Annotated in this window: 19 protein-coding genes; 10 read left to right on the top strand and 9 right to left on the bottom strand. The window is 69.9% G+C overall.

Annotated elements, in window-relative coordinates; all coding sequences use genetic code 11:
* Positions 1-124: 124 nt before the first annotated feature.
* Genes LIN44_RS10525 through LIN44_RS10510 form a run of 4 tightly spaced genes read right to left on the bottom strand, consistent with a single transcriptional unit; the run spans position 125 to position 3,732 of the window.
* Positions 125-778 (bottom strand): aldolase, encoded by a 654-nt coding sequence (locus LIN44_RS10525; protein WP_227312039.1) that lies wholly within the window; start codon positions 776-778, stop codon positions 125-127.
* Positions 778-2,049, bottom strand: coding sequence for a 3-oxo-tetronate kinase (gene otnK, locus LIN44_RS10520; protein WP_227312038.1), 1,272 nt, complete (start codon positions 2,047-2,049; stop codon positions 778-780). Before otnK ends, LIN44_RS10525 begins: the two co-directional genes overlap by 1 nt.
* A 12-nt stretch (positions 2,050-2,061) precedes the next feature.
* Positions 2,062-2,955: an L-threonate dehydrogenase gene (gene ltnD / locus LIN44_RS10515; RefSeq protein WP_227312037.1), complete on the bottom strand. Its 894-nt coding sequence runs from the start codon at positions 2,953-2,955 to the stop codon at positions 2,062-2,064.
* A 42-nt stretch (positions 2,956-2,997) separates the two neighbouring features.
* Complete coding sequence (locus LIN44_RS10510) at positions 2,998-3,732, bottom strand: FadR/GntR family transcriptional regulator (protein ID WP_227314376.1); 735 nt, start codon at positions 3,730-3,732, stop codon at positions 2,998-3,000.
* 209 nt (positions 3,733-3,941) lie between these two features.
* Between LIN44_RS10510 and LIN44_RS10505 the strand changes: the two genes are divergently transcribed.
* Positions 3,942-4,370 carry a GNAT family N-acetyltransferase gene (locus LIN44_RS10505; protein WP_227312036.1) on the top strand — a complete coding sequence of 143 codons (429 nt, stop codon included), beginning with the start codon at positions 3,942-3,944 and terminating at the stop codon, positions 4,368-4,370.
* A 21-nt stretch (positions 4,371-4,391) separates the two neighbouring features.
* On the opposite strand, the gene LIN44_RS10500 is transcribed toward LIN44_RS10505, so the two are convergent.
* From LIN44_RS10500 to LIN44_RS10490, 3 genes are all read right to left on the bottom strand, one after another.
* Positions 4,392-5,219 (bottom strand): NRDE family protein, encoded by an 828-nt coding sequence (locus LIN44_RS10500; protein ID WP_227312035.1) that lies wholly within the window; start codon positions 5,217-5,219, stop codon positions 4,392-4,394.
* Between the two features lie 85 nt (positions 5,220-5,304).
* On the bottom strand, positions 5,305-5,595 hold the full coding sequence (locus LIN44_RS10495) for a DUF4936 family protein (protein ID WP_227312034.1): 291 nt from the start codon (positions 5,593-5,595) through the stop codon (positions 5,305-5,307).
* A gap of 17 nt (positions 5,596-5,612) precedes the next feature.
* Positions 5,613-6,629, bottom strand: a complete 1,017-nt coding sequence (locus LIN44_RS10490) for a folate-binding protein YgfZ (protein WP_227312033.1) — start codon at positions 6,627-6,629, stop codon at positions 5,613-5,615.
* A 219-nt stretch (positions 6,630-6,848) separates the two neighbouring features.
* Here LIN44_RS10490 and mltG point away from each other — a divergent pair, with 219 nt between their 5' ends.
* From mltG to LIN44_RS10450, 8 genes are all read left to right on the top strand, one after another.
* A complete protein-coding gene (gene mltG, locus LIN44_RS10485; protein WP_227312032.1) occupies positions 6,849-7,844 on the top strand; it encodes an endolytic transglycosylase MltG in 996 nt (331 codons plus the stop codon).
* A gap of 7 nt (positions 7,845-7,851) precedes the next feature.
* Positions 7,852-8,463 carry a dTMP kinase gene (gene tmk, locus LIN44_RS10480; protein ID WP_227312031.1) on the top strand — a complete coding sequence of 204 codons (612 nt, stop codon included), beginning with the start codon at positions 7,852-7,854 and terminating at the stop codon, positions 8,461-8,463.
* A gap of 177 nt (positions 8,464-8,640) precedes the next feature.
* Complete coding sequence (locus LIN44_RS10475; RefSeq protein WP_227312030.1) at positions 8,641-9,648, top strand: DNA polymerase III subunit delta'; 1,008 nt, start codon at positions 8,641-8,643, stop codon at positions 9,646-9,648.
* A gap of 64 nt (positions 9,649-9,712) precedes the next feature.
* On the top strand, positions 9,713-10,156 hold the full coding sequence (locus tag LIN44_RS10470) for a PilZ domain-containing protein (RefSeq protein ID WP_227312029.1): 444 nt from the start codon (positions 9,713-9,715) through the stop codon (positions 10,154-10,156).
* Positions 10,157-10,193: 37 nt separating this feature from the next.
* Positions 10,194-10,700: a GNAT family N-acetyltransferase gene (locus tag LIN44_RS10465; RefSeq protein WP_227312028.1), complete on the top strand. Its 507-nt coding sequence runs from the start codon at positions 10,194-10,196 to the stop codon at positions 10,698-10,700.
* A 20-nt stretch (positions 10,701-10,720) separates the two neighbouring features.
* Entirely contained in the window at positions 10,721-11,515 is a 795-nt protein-coding gene (locus LIN44_RS10460) for a TatD family hydrolase (RefSeq protein ID WP_227312027.1), read from the top strand.
* Positions 11,508-12,254, top strand: a complete 747-nt coding sequence (locus tag LIN44_RS10455; protein ID WP_370641558.1) for an ankyrin repeat domain-containing protein — start codon at positions 11,508-11,510, stop codon at positions 12,252-12,254. Before LIN44_RS10460 ends, LIN44_RS10455 begins: the two co-directional genes overlap by 8 nt.
* A 15-nt stretch (positions 12,255-12,269) precedes the next feature.
* Positions 12,270-12,671, top strand: coding sequence for a YkvA family protein (locus LIN44_RS10450; protein ID WP_227312026.1), 402 nt, complete (start codon positions 12,270-12,272; stop codon positions 12,669-12,671).
* Here LIN44_RS10450 and egtB read toward each other — a convergent pair.
* Positions 12,668-13,957: an ergothioneine biosynthesis protein EgtB gene (gene egtB / locus LIN44_RS10445; RefSeq protein ID WP_227312025.1), complete on the bottom strand. Its 1,290-nt coding sequence runs from the start codon at positions 13,955-13,957 to the stop codon at positions 12,668-12,670. The genes LIN44_RS10450 and egtB overlap by 4 nt on opposite strands.
* Positions 13,958-14,148: 191 nt before the next feature.
* A complete protein-coding gene (locus tag LIN44_RS10440) occupies positions 14,149-14,769 on the bottom strand; it encodes an FMN-dependent NADH-azoreductase (protein ID WP_227312024.1) in 621 nt (206 codons plus the stop codon).
* Between the two features lie 164 nt (positions 14,770-14,933).
* Here LIN44_RS10440 and LIN44_RS10435 point away from each other — a divergent pair, with 164 nt between their 5' ends.
* Complete coding sequence (locus LIN44_RS10435) at positions 14,934-15,881, top strand: LysR family transcriptional regulator (RefSeq protein WP_227312023.1); 948 nt, start codon at positions 14,934-14,936, stop codon at positions 15,879-15,881.
* The last annotated feature ends 91 nt before the right edge of the window (positions 15,882-15,972 follow it).

Here is a 15,972-nt window from a genome sequence, read left to right as displayed (position 1 = left end):
GGTGGGTCTGGTCTTGTCGTCAGCGGCCACGCGCGGATTGCAGGCGTGCGCGTCCCCCGCGCGGTGGCCGGTGCCGCCGCGCCAGGATCAGGCCGGGGTGGTCAGGGAAGCAGCGGGTCTGGTGCTACCAGCGCGCCTGGAAGGCGTCGCGCAGCTCAGCCAGGGCGCTGTCGGGCAGCGCCGCGCGGGCGGCAAAGCCGGGTACGTCTTTCATGGTCATCCATAGCTTGGCGGTCTCCTCCAGTTCTTCCAGCGCGAACGCGGCGCGCGAGACGCTGGACTCCCATACCACCGGCCCCAGGCGCTCCAGCAGCACGCCGCGCACCTGCGCGGCCAGCGTGGCCACGCGCGCGGCCACCGCGGGATCGCCGGGCCGGTGATAGGGAATCAGCGGGACATGGCCGACCTTCATCACGTAGTAGGGCGTGAGCGGCGGCAGTACGTCGTCCGGTTGCCAGACACCGGCCAGCGTCAGGGCCACGAGGTGCGTCGAGTGCGTATGCACCACGGCGTGCGCCCCGGGGTTGTTGTCATAGATGGCGCGATGCAGCGTCAGCGTCTTCGATGGCTTGTCGCCCGAGACCCAGCTGCCGTCGGCGGCGACCTTGGCGACCGCGGCCGGATCCATCATGCCCAGGCAGGCATCGGTCGGCGTGATCAGCCAGCCGTCATCGAGCCGTGCGCTGATGTTGCCGGCCGAGCCGACGGTATAGCCGCGCTGGTACAGGCTGGCGCCGATGCGGCAGATTTCTTCGCGCAGCTGGCTTTCGGTGCTCATCACTGGCCTCCCAGCTGGCGCAGCGCTTCGTCGAAAAAGTCCGGTCCGCCGAAGTTGCCGGATTTCAGCGCCAGCGCCAGCGGCGTGGCATCCAGCGTGACGGTGGCCGGCACGCCCGGGGCGATCTGCGCGCCGATGCGCAAGGCGCGCACGCCCAATGCCTGCACCACTGCGCCGGAAGTCTCGCCGCCCGCGACCACGAAGCGGCGCGTGCCGCGTGCCTGCAGTCCGGCGGCGACCGTGGCCAGGCATTGCTCGACCAGGTGGCCGGCGCGCGCCACGCCCAGCTCGGCCTGCACCGCCTTGACCTGGTCGGGGCTGGAAGTCGCATAGACCAGCACGGGCTGGTCGTGCGCGGCGGCGAAGGCGAGCGCCGCGTCGGCCACGGCCTCGCCGCGCGCCAGCGCGAGCGGATCGATGCGCAGCGCCGGGCGGCCTTGCTCCAGCCAGCGCGCCACCTGGCCATTGGTCGCGCGCGAGGCGCTGCCGGCCAGCACCACGCCGGGACCGGCGATGGCCGGCACCGCAGCGGCGTCGCCGCGCTGCGGCAGCAGGCCGGCGCGGCGGAAATTTTCGGGCAGGCCCAGCGCGATGCCGGAGCCGCCGGTGACCAGCGGCAGGCCGGCGCACGCCTCGCCCAGCGTGAGCAGGTCCGCGTCGGAGACCGCATCGGCAATCGCCATGCGCACGCCGTCGGCGCGCAGCGCGGCGATGCGCTCGGCGGTGGCCTGCGCGCCGCGCGCGACCGCGTCGTAGCGCAGCAGCCCCACCTTGTGCTTGCTCTGGCGCTGCAGCACGCGCACCAGGTTGGCATCGGTCATCGGCGTCAGCGGATGGTGTTCCATGCCCGATTCATTCAGCAGCGCATCGCCGACGAACAGATGGCCGCGGAAAATGGTGCGGCCGTTCTCGGGGAAGGCCGGGCAGGCGATGGTGAAGTCGCTGTCGAGCGCCGCCAGCAGGGCTTCGGTGACCGGACCGATATTGCCGGCGTCGGTCGAATCGAAGGTCGAGCAGTACTTGAAGACGAACTGGCGGCAGCCCTGCGCGCGCAGCCACTGCAGCGCGGCCAGCGACTCGGCCACGGCCTGCGCCGCGGGCACGGTGCGCGACTTGAGCGCGACCACCACGGCGTCGGCGCTGCCGATATCGGCCATGGATCCGGGCACGCCGATGGTCTGCACGGTGCGCATGCCGTTGCGCACCAGCGTGTTGGCGAGGTCGGTGGCGCCGGTAAAGTCGTCGGCGATGCAGCCAAGGAGCGCGGTCATCGTCTGTGCTCCTTATGCAGCCTGGCCCGGCAGTTCGATGCCCGGGAAGATCTTGATCACGGCCGAATCGTCCTCGCCGCCGTGGCCGGCGGTCGACGCCATCATGAACATCTGGTGCGCCGCGGCCGACAGCGGCAGCGGGAATTTGCTGGTGCGCGCGGTGTCGAGCACCATGCCCAGGTCCTTGACGAAGATGTCGACCGCCGACAGCGGCGTGTAGTCGCCCTTCAGGATATGCGGCACGCGGTTCTCGAACATCCACGAGTTGCCCGCGCTGTGGGTGATCACGTCATAGAGCGCGTCCGGGTCCACGCCTTCGCGCAGGCCCAGCGCCATCGCTTCGGCGGCGGCGGCGATATGCACGCCGGCCAGCAGCTGGTTGATGATCTTGACCTTGGAGCCGGCACCGTGCGCGGCCCCCAGGCGGTACACCTTGCCGGCGATGGCGGCCAGCACGTCCTCGGCCAGCGCATAGGCCTCGGCCGGGCCGGAGGTCATCATGGTCATCTCGCCGCTGGCGGCGCGCGCGGCGCCGCCCGAGACCGGCGCGTCGAGCATCAGCAGGCCTTTTTCGGCGAGGCGCTGTCCCAGGGTCTCGGCAAAGCCCGGCGGCACGGTGGCGCTGGCGATCACCAGCTTGCCCGGCTGCATTGCCGCCACAGCACCGTCGGCGCCGAACAGCACGGCCTCGGTCTGCTGCGCGTTGACCACCAGCGTCAGCACCACGTCGCAGCGGCTGCCCAGCTCGGCGGGCGAGGCGCAGGGCGCGCCGCCGGCATCGGCAAAGCGCTGCAGCACTTCGGCGCGCAGGTCGCAGGCGTGCACGTTGAAACCGGCCCGCAGCAGCGACTGCGCGACACCAAAGCCCATGGCACCAAGGCCGATGACGCCGATATTCCTGGACATAGGGACTCCCTGAAACAGATACGGATGATTCGATGTGGCGCGTCAGTTGGTGGCGCCGTGCGCGGCGCCGCTTTCGTCGGCGCCCAGCTGGGCCAGCCGGTGCGCGGCGTTGTACATATGGTTCTGCGCGGCATTGCGCGCGGCCAGCGGGTCGCCGGCGCGGATCGCGGCGACGATGGCCTGGTGTTCCTCGCGCACCTGCCGCGAAAAGTCCGAGCGCCGCGCCTCGTTGGTGCGCGTCACGCGCGTGGCGGCTTCCAGGTACTGGCTCAGGAACTCCAGCGTCTTGAGGAAGTAGGGGTTGCCGGTGGCCTCGGCGATGGCGCGGTGGAACGCCACGTCCTCGGCGACGCCGTCGCCGCCCTGCGCCACCACCTCGTCCAGTCGCGCCAGCGCGGCGTCGATTGCCGCCATCGAGGCATCGGTACGGCGCCGCGCCGCCTGCGCGGCCACTTCGGCCTCGATCGCGCGGCGCAGTTCGACGATCTGCAGCACCGCTTCCAGCGTGCCGGTGTCGGTGTAGTCGATGCGCAGCGGCCGGATGCCGGCCTGCAGCGTCACGAACACGCCGCTGCCCTGGCGCGACTCGACCACGCCTTCATATTTCAGCCGAGAGATGGCCTCGCGCACCACGGTGCGGCTGACGCCGAACTCTTCGGACAGCACCGCCTCGGTGGGCAGCTTGTCGCCGCGGGCAAAGGCGCCGCTCTGGATCTTGTCGAGCAGCTGTTCGGCCACGTTGTCGGTCAGGGCGCGGGCAGGGACTTTCTGGAACACGGCGGCTTTCCCGGTCATTCGGTAATCAGGTCATCATACAAATTTGCTATACGGCTGCCGACCCCAGGTAAACCCTGATATGGTGCAGAAAATCGGGGTGCCGTGCGGACAATGCTCCACACTGGTGCGGCTGCGATGGCGTCGGGGCTGGCGTATCATTGGCGCCCACGTTTTCACTTGCCCGTTTCCACTCAGCCGTATTCACCGCCATGCCCACCACTGTCCTGATCTGCCCCTGGTCCGAAGCCCGCGATCGCGCGCGCGCCATCCGCTACACCGTCTTTGTCGAAGAGCAGGGCGTGCCGGTGGAACTGGAATGGGACGAATGGGACGAGCCCAGCTGGCACGCGCTGGCGCTGGCCGACGACGGCACGCCGCTGGCCACCGGACGGCTGCTGCCCGACGGCCATATCGGCCGCATGGCCGTGCTGAAGCCGGCGCGCGGCAGCGGCGTCGGCGCGCTGGTGCTGGAGGCGCTGATGCGCAAGGCCGAACAGCTGGGGTATGCGGAACTGGTGCTCAACGCGCAGACCCACGCGGCGCCGTTCTATGCGCGCGTGGGTTTTGCGCAGGTGGGACCGGAATTCGAAGAGGCGGGCATCCCGCACGTGGAGATGCGCAAGCGCCTGGCCGGCTGAGGCGCCGGTGCGGCGCGGCCGTCAGCGCGGCGCCTGCACGATGCCGGTGTCGCGCGACAGGTTGAGCGTGCCGTGGAAGGCGACGTCGCCGATGCGGCCATCGGCGTCGAAGCTGCGTTCGCTCAGGTCGAAGCGCCCGTCGTGGCGGATGCGCAGGACCGTGCTGGCGCGCGTGCCATACATCGGCGAGCGGATAAAGGCGGACGACAGCAGTTTTTCCCAGTCCGGCGCCACGCCGGTGGACGGCAGCTCGAAGTCCGCCGCCTGGCGCTCGTCGGCCAGCATCTGCAGGTAGGGCTCGGCGCTGGCAGTGGCCTGGCCGCTGTCGGCGGCCAGCACTTCGGCGAGCGCGCCGACGCGGCTGCGCACCTTGGGCCAGGGCGTATCGAGCAGCGCGTTGGACAGGCCGTACAGGCCCGGACGCAGCCGTTGCGGCTGGCGCGAGGCCGAGCGGTTGCTGTACCACCACAGTTCGCGCAGGTCGCTGGCGAGCAGGTTGAAGCCGTTGTAGGCGCCGTCTTCGCCGGCGAGGCCGTCGAGGTAGTCGAACGGCGCCGCGTGGCCGCGCAGGAAGCCGGCCACCAGCTCGCCGCGCGAGCGCGCGTCGGTGCGTTTTTCGGACGGGGCACGGTAGTTGGTCAGCGCGGCGAAGCGGCCGTCGGCGTTGACGCCCATCCACGTGCCGGGTTCGCCGATGACCTCGGCGAGGTCGCGGCCGGCCAGCACCTGGGGCGCATCCTGCCACCAGTGCGCGGCCGCCGCCGGGCGGGCATAGAATTCATCGCGGTTGCCGGCCACGACCAGGGCATAGTCCGGGTGCGATTGCCAGGCAACCAGGATCAGACACATCGTTTTGCTTCCTTTGCCGGGGGACCGCGCCAGCGGCTCCCGCGTACTTCAGTCCGACGGCGCCCACACGACGTCTGTAGTGCGCCTACAGCAAGTCCAGGTCGATAAAGTGTTCGGCGCGCCGCTCGCCTTCCACCCACTGGTCCAGCCCGCTCTGGCGCCACAGCCCTTCCAGCGTGGCATCGAACGCGGGCGGCACGTCGGCGTAGCACTCCATCCAGGTCTGCACGCCGGCGCGGGTTTCCGGCCTGCGCATCAGCGTACCACCAATTCCGGTGGCTTCGGCGACCGTTTCCATCCAGCGGTGCCAGTGAGGCAGCGCTTCGGCGGCGACGGCTTCCGGCACGCGGAAATAAACGTAGAGGTGATCGCTCATGGCGGGTCCTGTGGCAATCAGCCGGCGGCCTGGGCGGCCTCGCCCAGCGGCACCGCGTAGGGCAGGCTGGCCGTGGCCACGGCCGTGCCCTCGGCGCTGCCCAGCCGCAGCGCGCTGCCGGCGGCATCGATCTTCAGCTCGGCCAGCCCGGCCCAGCCGCCATCCGGCGCGGGCGCGGCGTTGACGATCATGCCGCAAGGCTGGCCCGGGTCTTCCGGGCGATAGATCTCGGCGGCGGGCGCCGGCACTTCGCCTTCGCCCTGCACCAGCCACATGCGGCGCTTGAGGGTGCCGCGGTACTGGCTGCGCGCCACCACTTCCTGGCCGGGATAGCAGCCCTTGCGGAAATTGACGCCGCCGACCAATTCGAAATTGATCATCTGCGGCACGAACTGCTCCTGCGTGGCCGCGACGATGCGGGGCAGGCCGGATTGCACGTCGAGCCAGTCCCACAACGCCGGCGCGGCGCCGGTGAGCGTGGCGGACAGCGCCGCGCGCACCGCGTCGGCGCGCTCGGCCGGCAGCACCAGCTGCCAGCGCGGCTGGCCGGCGCTGTCCGGCAGGCGGATCACGCTGGCGCCGTCGGCCGTGGCCACGGCAAAGGCGGCTTCCGGCGCGGGCAGCCCGGCCGCGGCCAGCGCCGCGGCGGCGCCGGTGCCGGCAACGCCGAGGATGGCGTGGGCCGGGGTGATATCGGACAACCTGGCCTTGGCGCGCAGCACGAACATCGACAGCCGCTTCTGCACCGCGGCCTGGATCTCGGCCGACAGCTGCAGCACGATGCCGTCGGCGTCGCGCCACATCAGGAAGGTGGCCAGCAGCCGGCCCTTGGGCGAGCAGTAGCCGGCCAGGCGCGCCGTGCCCGGCGCCAGGTCTTCGACCGCGTTGGTCAGCTGGGTGTGCAGGAAGCTGGCGGCGTCTTCGCCCGCCACGCGAACGAGGCCGAGCCCGGCGGGGGTGCAAACCACGCCGCCGGCCTGCAGCGCGTCAAGGTTTGCGGCGAGTTCCTGGGCTTGGGGATTCAATGCTGGCATTGCGAGGCAATCGTCGAGGCAAATCGGGGAGGGAAGGAAACGGCACGCGCCGAGTCTGCGTGGCGCCCGACGCGCGGGCGGCGCCGGCGCCACGGCTCACGGTCGGGGCCAGGCTGCCGGTTATTATATGGGGCTACGAGATTTTCGGCCGGCACCGGTGGTCCGCTGCGGTGCGCGCTTGCGCCGGGGGTGCCGGCGGCCGGTCCCTACGACAGATACATGAAACGTTTACTCCTCAGCCTTGGGCTGGCCGTGCTGGTGTTCGCGCTGGCGGCCGTGGGCGGCTTTGCGTGGTGGGCCAATCACCCGGTGTCGCTGGGCAAGTCGCCGCTCGAAGTGGTGATCAAGCCCAATTCCGGCGTGGCCAGCGTTGGCCGCCAGATCCAGCGCGGCGGCGTGGGCATGGACCCGCGGCTGTTCATGCTGCTGGCGCGCCTGACCGGACACGGCGCCGACCTGAAGGCCGGCGGCTATACCTTCGAAACCGGCGCCACGCCGCTGTCGATCCTGGGCAAGCTGGCGCGCGGCGAGGTCACGCACTACGTGGTCACGGTGATCGAGGGCTGGGAATTCCGCAAGATGCGCGCCGCGGTCGATGCCAGCCCGGCGCTGCGCCACGACACCCGCGGCATGTCCGACGCCGAACTGATGAAAGCCATCGGCGCGGCCGAGGCGTCGCCCGAGGGGCTGTTCTTTCCGGACACCTACCTGTTCGCGCGCGGCAGCAGCGACCTCGAGCTGTACAAGCACGCCTACCGCGCCATGCAGCGCCGGCTGAACGAGGCCTGGAACGCGCGCTCGCCCGACCTGCCGTACAAGACCCCGTACGAGGCGCTGGTGATGGCGTCGATCGTCGAGAAGGAAACCGGCCAGGCCGCCGAGCGCCCGATGATCGCCGCGGTGTTTATCAACCGGCTCAGGAAGAACATGCTGCTGCAGACCGACCCGACCGTGATCTACGGCCTGGGCGAGGCCTTCGACGGCGACCTGCGCAAGCGCGACCTGCAGGCCGACACCCCGTACAATACCTACACCCGCACCGGCCTGCCGCCCACGCCGATCGCGCTGCCGGGGCTGGCCTCGCTGGCCGCGGCGACCACGCCGGCGCCGTCCGACGCGCTGTACTTCGTCGCCCGCGGCGACGGCAGCAGCCATTTCTCCAACTCGCTACCCGAACACAACCGCGCGGTCGACAAGTACCAGCGCGGCAAATAGGCATTCCATGCGCGGAAAATTCATTACCTTCGAGGGCATCGACGGCGCCGGCAAGAGCACCCACATCGACTGGGTTGCCGACCGCCTGCGCGCGCGCGCCGACATCGCCGGGGTCGTCACCACGCGCGAGCCCGGCGGCACGTCGCTGGGCGAAGACCTGCGCCAGATCCTGCTGCACCGCAAGATGCATCTGGAAACCGAGGCGCTGCTGATGTTCGCCGCCCGCCGCGAGCATATTGCCGAAGTCATCGCCCCCGCGCTGGAGCGCGGCAAGTGGGTGATTTCCGACCGCTTCACCGATGCCACCTTTGCCTACCAGGGCGGCGGCAGGGGCCTGCCCACCGGCCGGCTCGAAGTGCTGGAAGGCTGGGTCCAGGGCGGCCTGCAACCGGACCTGACGCTGCTGTTCGACGTGCCGCTCGAAACCGCCAGCGCCCGCCTGGCCGCCGCGCGCACGCCGGACAAGTTCGAGGCCGAATCGCGCGCCTTCTTCCAGCGCACCCGGGACGAATACCTGCGCCGCGCGGCGCAGTCGCCGCAGCGCTTCCGCGTGATCGACGCCACGCGCAGCATTGCCGATATTCGCGACGAGCTTGAGAAGATCCTCGCAACTATTTGATTCATTAGGACATAGACCCGCACCGTCATTCCCGCGAAAGCGGGAATCCAGCGACTTTGAAACGCGTCTGTGCTGCAAAGACGCTGGTTCCCCGCTTTCGCGGGGACGATGTGGCAGTCCGCAGGGATGTCGCTCCTTGAAACTACATTCAATACCGCCTTTAACCCACTGATTCACATGCTATATCCCTGGCAGAACGAAGATTGGCAACGGCTTGGCGCGCTGCGCGGGCGGCTGCCGCATGCCTTGCTGATCCACGGCCAGCAAGGCATCGGCAAGCGCGACCTGGCGCTGCATTTCGCCCAGGGGCTGCTGTGCGAGGCGCCGCGGGCGGACGGGCAGCCCTGCGGCCAGTGCGCCGCCTGCCACTGGTTCAGCCAGGGCAACCACCCGGACTTCACCGTGGTACGGCCCGAGGCGCTCGACGCCTCGGCCGAGGCGGAGACCGACGAGGGCGGCAAGAAGAAGGCGCCCAGCAAGATCATCCGCATGGAGCAGGTGCGCGCGCTGATCGAGGCCGTCGGCGTCGGCACGCACCGCGCCGGGCTGCGCGTGGTGGTGGTCTATCCGCTCGACGCGCTGCAGACCGAGGGCGCCAATGCCTTGCTGAAGACGCTGGAAGAACCGCCGCCGTCGACCGTGTTCCTGCTGGTGACCGACCGCCTGGACCGCATCCTGCCGACCATCCTGTCGCGCTGCCGCCAGTTCTCGGCCCAGCGCCCGACGCCCGAGGCCGCGCTGGCGTGGCTGCGCGGCCAGGGCGTGGCGGATGCCGAGGCCCAGCTGGCGCTGGCCGGCGGCTCGCCGCTGACCGCATTGCATGCCGCCGAGGCCGAGGAGCAGCCGCTGCAGCGCTGGCTGGTCGGCCAGCTCGGCGCCGCCGCCGCCTTCGACGCCGCCGCGGCGGCCGAGCAACTGCAGAAGCTGCCGGTGCCCGCCGTGCTTGGCATCCTGCAGCGCTGGACGTACGATCTGCTGGCATTGCGCCTGGAGGGCGGCGCCGCGCCGCGGTATTTCCCCAAGGAGCGTGCCGCGCTGGCGCGCTGCGCCGCCGCCACCGATGCGCACGGCCTGCAGGCGTTCGCCGCGCGCCTGAATGCACACCGCCGCAGCGAGAACCATCCGCTGGCGGCCAGGCTGGTGATGGAAGCGGTATTCCTGGAGTACCGGCAGCTGTTCCGCTAGCGCGGCAGGCGGCCGGGCCCGAACCATAACAACAAGCAGCGACGCCATTGTCAGGGGGTCAACCATGAACACAGCAGTCGCCGGCACGGCGCCGGCCGGGGCGGGATTCGGAAACGCCCCGGGGAACGGACCAGGGAACGCCCCGGGTAGTGGATCGGCCAGCGGGGCAGCGTCGCGCCCCAATGTGCTGTCGCTGTCGATCAAGGACCAGGCCGGGCTGTACGCGGCCTATATGCCGTTCCTGGCGCGCGGCGGCATCTTCGTGCCGTCGAACCGGCCGTTCCGGCTGGGCGAGCAGGTGTTCCTGGTATTGTCGCTGCTGGACCGGCCGCAGAAGTACCAGATCGCCGGCCACGTCGCCTGGATCACCCCTGCCGGCACGCCGATGAAGACCCCCGGCATTGGCGTGCACCTGCCCGACGACGACAACGGGCGCAACCTGCGCCGCGCGATCGAGGAAATCCTGGGCAAGATGCTGGAGTCCGGGCGTCCCACCCAAACTTTATGAACGTTGCGAGAAACCTCTCGCAATTTATTGATTTTCAATGAATTTCTCGCTACGAATTGCTGAACCCCGCGACCTCGCGGGCATCGTCGCCATCTACAACGGCACCGTGCCTTCGGGCATGGTCACGGCCGACACCGAGCCGGTCACCGTGGCCTCGCGCCAGGCCTGGTTCGACGCCCACCAGCCCGGGCGCCGCCCGCTGTGGGTGTGCGAGGACGCCGACGGCAGCATGGCCGGCTGGATGAGCTTTTCCGACTTTTACGGGCGCCCGGCCTATGGCGCCACCGCCGAGGTCTCGATTTACCTCGACGCACAGCGCCGCGGCCAGGGGCTGGGGCGCTACCTGCTGCAGCAGGCCATCGACCACGCGCCCGCGGTCGGGGTCAACACGCTGCTCGGCTTTATCTTCGGCCACAACGCGCCCAGCCTGGGCCTGTTCGCGTCGCTGGGCTTCACGCGCTGGGGCGAGCTGCCGCGCGTGGCCGTGCTCGACGGCGTCGAGCGCGACCTGATCATCGTCGGCCGCCGCGTGGACGCGGCCTGAGCCGGCTTCCGAGATTCCCCATGTTTGTCGATTCCCACTGCCATATCGATTTCCCCGAACTGGCCGCGCGCCTGCCCGAACTGCTGGACAACATGCGCGCCAACCAGGTCACGCATGCGCTGTGCATCTCGGTCACGCTGGAAGATTTTCCGCGCGTGCTGGCGCTGGCCGAGCAGCATCCCAACCTGTACGCGTCGGTCGGCGTGCACCCGGACTACGAAGAGGGCGAGGATCCGACGCTCGAGCGGCTGGTGGCGCTGTCGGCCCACCCGCGCGTGGTCGGCACCGGCGAGACCGGGCTGGACTACTACCGGCTCAACGGCCGCAGCATCGCCGAGATGGAATGGCAGCGCGAACGCTTCCGCACCCATATCCGCGCCGCGCGCCAGACCGGCAAGCCGCTGATCATCCATACCCGCTCGTCCGCCGACGACACGCTGCGCCTGATGCGCGAGGAAAACGCGGGCGAGGCCGGTGGCGTGATGCACTGCTTCACCGAAACCTGGGACGTCGCCCGCCAGGCGCTGGACCAGGGCTTCCATATCTCGTTTTCCGGCATCGTCACCTTCAAGAGCGCGGCGGAGCTGCAGGAAACCGCGCGCAAGGTGCCGCTGGAGCGGATGCTGATCGAGACCGATTCGCCCTACCTGGCACCGGTGCCGTATCGCGGCAAGACCAACGAGCCGGCCTGGGTGCGCCATGTGGGCGAATTCATCGCACAGCTGCGCGGCGTGCCGGTGGAACAGGTCGCGGAACAGACGACGGAAAATTTCTTCAATCTATTCGAGCACATTGACAGGAAATCTCATGTTTGACATGAAATTTGTCCGACGTGCCGCCGGCGCTGTTGCGCTGGCCGCCGCCACGCTCGCGCAGGCCGCGCCGGCCGACGACATGCGCAAGGCGGTGGAATTCGACGACGCCAATACCGTCAAGAAGCTGCTGGCAAAGGGCGTCGACCCCAACGTGGTCGACAACCGCGGCAACCCGGCGCTGGTGCTGGCGCTGCGCGAGAAGTCGCTGAAGGCGGCGACGGTGCTGATCCGCGCCAGGGACATCGACTTCGACAAGGCCAACCCGGCCGGCGAAACCCCGCTGATGATGGCCGCGCTGCAGGGCCAGCTCGACATGGTCAAGCTGATGGTCGACGACATGGAGGCCGAGATCAACAAGACCGGCTGGACGCCGCTGCACTATGCCGCCACCAACGGCCACAACGACGTGGTCAAGTACCTGGTCGACCATGCCGCGTATATCGACGCCGAAAGCCCCAACGGCACCACCCCGCTGATGATGGCCGCGCGCGGCGGCCATATCGAGACCGTCAAGCTGCTGCTGGACGAAGGCGCCGACATGCGCCTGAAGAACCAGCAGGGCATGACCGTGATCGACTTTGCCGAGCGTTATAACCAGGGCGAGATCGCCAGCGGCCTGAAGGCGCGCTGGCAGAAGCTGTATCCGCAGACCCCGATCGTGCCGGCGCCGCCGCTGAAACCGCCCGTCGCCGAGCCCGGCGGCCAGCGTCCCGCCGCGCCGCAGAGCAAGGGCTGGTAAGCCGGGCCAGCGCCGATGGCGACCGGCTCGCGCCTGCGCCAGTGGGCGCGCGGGCTCAAGGGCAGCCTGCTGATGCTGTGGTTCTGCAGCCGCCATCCCCGGACGCCGTGGGCGGCGCGGCTGCTGGGCGCGCTGGTGGTGGCCTATGCCTTCAGCCCGCTCGACCTGATCCCGGATTTCATTCCGGTGCTGGGCTATCTCGATGACGTGCTGCTGGTGCCGCTCGGCATCTGGCTGACGCTGCGGCTGATTCCCGCCGAGGTCAAGGACGAATGCCGGGTCCGCGCCGACGCCTGGCAGGCCACCCATGCGCAACGGCCGCGCAATCGCGCGGCCGCGGTGGTCATCGTGCTGGTGTGGGCCGCGCTGGCCTGGCTGGCCTGGCGCTGGCTGGCGCCAGACTGGGCGCGGCCCTAGACGTCGTCGGCCAGCCGCACTCCGGTGAACTGCCAGCGCTGGTGCGGATAGAAGAAATTGCGGTAGCTCGCGCGGATATGCGATTCGGGGGTGACGCACGACCCGCCGCGCAGCACCATCTGCCCGCTCATGAACTTGCCGTTGTACTCGCCCACCGTGCCGGCGTTGGGGCGGAAGCCCGGATAAGGCAGGAAGGCGCTGGCGGTCCATTCCCAGACGTCGCCGAACATCTGGCGCAGCACGCCGGCGGTGTTCTGCCGGTCCGGCAGCGGCCGCAGCGCGCGCCCCTCGACAAAATTCCCGGTGGCCGGCAGGCGGCTGGCGGCATGCTCCCATTCCGCCTCGGTCGGCAGCCGGCGCTCGGCCCAGCGCGCGAACGCGTCGGCCTCATAGAAGCTGAGGTGGGTCACCGGGCTGTCGGGGTCGACCGGATGCATGCCGCGCAGCGTCATCTGCCACCAGGTGCCGTCGCGCTCTTCCCAGTAGAGCGGGGCCTGGATGCCTTGCTCGCCGACCCAGCGCCAGCCGTCCGACAGCCACAGCCCGGCGCTCTGGTAGCCGCCATCCTCGATGAACTCGAACCATTGCCGGTTGCTGACCGGGTGCGAGCACAGCGTGAACGGGGCCAGGTAGACCTTGTGGCGCGGCGTTTCGCAATCGAAGGCGAAGGTCTCGCCGTGGTGGCCGATTTCGACCAGTCCGCCGTCAAAGCCGATCCAGTCCGGCGCGGGGCGCGGGTCGGCAATCACCGGGGCGGGCAGTTCCGGGGCAAAGGCGGGGCGCAGCGGGTTCTGCGCGAACAGGTGCAGCACGTCGGTCAGCAGCAGTTCCTGGTGCTGCTGTTCATGCTGCAGGCCGAGCGTGATCAGCGCCGCCTCGGCGTCGGTCTGGGCGCTGCCCAGCAGCGCCAGCATGGCTTCGTCGACGGCCTCGCGGTACGCCAGCACTTCGTCCAGCGACGGACGCGTCAGCAGCCCGCGCCTCGGCCGCGGATGGCGCGCGCCGACCGCTTCATAGTACGAGTTGAAGAGATAGCGGTAGGCCGGGTCGACCGGCTCGTAGTCCGGGATGCGCGCGGCCAGCACGAATTCCTCGAAGAACCACGTGGTGTGCGCCAGGTGCCATTTTGCCGGGCTGGCATCGTCCATCGACTGCACGGTGGCATCGGCATCCGACAGGTCGGCCACCAGGGTTTCGGTGGCGGCGCGTACATGCCGGTACTGCGACAGCAGGGCGGGTTCGTGCGGCGGATGGAGGGCGGCTCCTGGCAACAGGGCTGAAGTCATGCGGGCTCCCGGGTTGGATCGGTCGATGACTGCAGGCGGTGCGCGGCCGCGGCCAGTGGCCCGCGGCCGCGCGCCGCCCATGGCACGCGGGGCGCCGTAGCGCCCCGAACCATCATAGACCCGATCCGGCCCCGGGGCGAGCCGGCGCCGTCCTACAGCGCCGGCCCGGCCCGCCGCGGCGTCGCCTGGCGTCAGGCGGCCAGGCGGCTGGCGTCGTTCAGCGCCGCGATCTCGGTGCGGGCGCTGGCCAGGCCGGCTTCGCGGAACTGCGGGCCCATGGCCAGGCCGTGGGCGCGCACGTAGGTGATGTCGGTGATCCCCAGGAAGCGGAACACGACGTCGACGGTCTTTTCGTGCAGGTCCAGCTCATTGGCATCCTGGCGCACGCCGCCGCGCGACGACACCACGATCACGCGCTTGCCGCCGGCCAGGCCCACCGGGCCGTTCTCGGTGTACTGGAAGGTGCGGCCGGCCTGCGCGATGCGGTCGATCCAGGCCTTGAGCTGGCTGGGGATGCTGAAGTTGTACTGCGGCACGCCCACCACCAGCACATCGGCGGCCAGGAACTCGGCCAGCCACTGCTCGGTGCGCTGCAGCTCGGCTTGCTGCACGGCGTCCAGGCCGTCCTTGGGGCCGCCCAGCACGGGCAGCAGGTTGCCGGACAGGTGCGCCGGCGCATCCTGGTCCAGGTCGCGCACGGTCACCGTGGCGCCGGGGTTGGCGGCGACCAGGTCGGCCACCACGCTGGCGGTCAGGCTGCGCGAAACGGAGTTGTCGCCGAGGACGCTGGAATCGATCTGCAGGATGTTCATGTCTTTCTCCACAAGGGTGCGGTTGCGATGGAGGAAAGATAGCGGCTGGCCATTGGTATCGGTAGTGAGGCAAAATGCAAATGATTGTTCTATCGATGCAACGCCATGCCGGACGGTATCCCTGCGGGGAGGCGCGCGCCGTCCGGGTGACCCCGGAGCCATCCATGCAAGACCTCAATGACCTGTCGCTGTTCGCCCAAGTGGTCGAGCACGGCAGTTTTTCCGCGGCCAGCCGCGCCACCGGCGTGCCCAAGTCGCGCCTGAGCCGGCGCATCGCCCAGCTCGAGCGCGACCTCGGCGTGCAACTGCTGCGCCGGACCACGCGCCAGGTGCGCGTGACCCCGCTGGGGGAATCGTTCTACGAACGCTGCCGCGCCATGCTCAACGAGGCCGCGGCGGCGCGCGAGGTCATCGAGCAGGCGCGCGAGCAGCCCGGCGGCACGCTGCGGGTGAGCTGCCCGATCGCCATCGCCCAGATCCTGCTGGCGCCGGCGATCGGCCACTTCATGCGCGCCAACCCGGCGGTGCGCATCGAGCTGGAAACCACCAACCGGCGCGTCGACGTGATCGCCGAGGGCTTCGACCTGGCGCTGCGCGTGCGCGAGGTGATGGAAGACTCCAGCCTGGCGGTGCGCACCTTTGGCGAAAGCGAGCTGATGCTGGTGGCCAGTCCGGCGCTGCTCGACAGCATCGGCCGGCCGCGCACGCCGCAGGCGCTCGACGGCATGCCGGGGGTGGGCCAGCAGCCGCACGACGGCAAGCACGCCTGGACCCTGCGCTGCAAGAGCGGCGATGCGATCCAGATCGCCTACGATCCGCGCCTGGTCACCGACGAGTTCGCCTTGCTGCGCGAGGCCGCCATCGCCGGGGTCGGCGTGGCCATGCTGCCGCGCATGTTCTGCCGCGAGGCGCTGGAGAACGGCGAGCTGGAACTGGTGCTGCCGCAGTACGACATGCCGGTCGGCACGCTGCACGCGGTGTTCCCGTCGCGCAAGGGGGTCACGCCGGCGACCCGGCGCTTCCTGGACTTCCTGGGCGAGGTGCTGCCCGAATGCGCGCACAAGGTCGGCATGCAGGAGCCGCGGCAACCGTCGATGCACCGGGTGGTGTAGCGCAGGGTGGGCGTTCCGCAAGGCGCGGTGGCGGCCGCAGCGGCGCCGCCGGCCACCGCGCATTTGCGGCTTTACGTTCACGCCGCGTCGA

Source organism: Cupriavidus sp. MP-37 (assembly GCF_020618415.1).
GTDB lineage: Bacteria > Pseudomonadota > Gammaproteobacteria > Burkholderiales > Burkholderiaceae > Cupriavidus.
The sequence above is the reverse complement of the archived record's forward strand: the minus strand, read 5'-3'. Positions and strand labels throughout refer to the sequence as shown.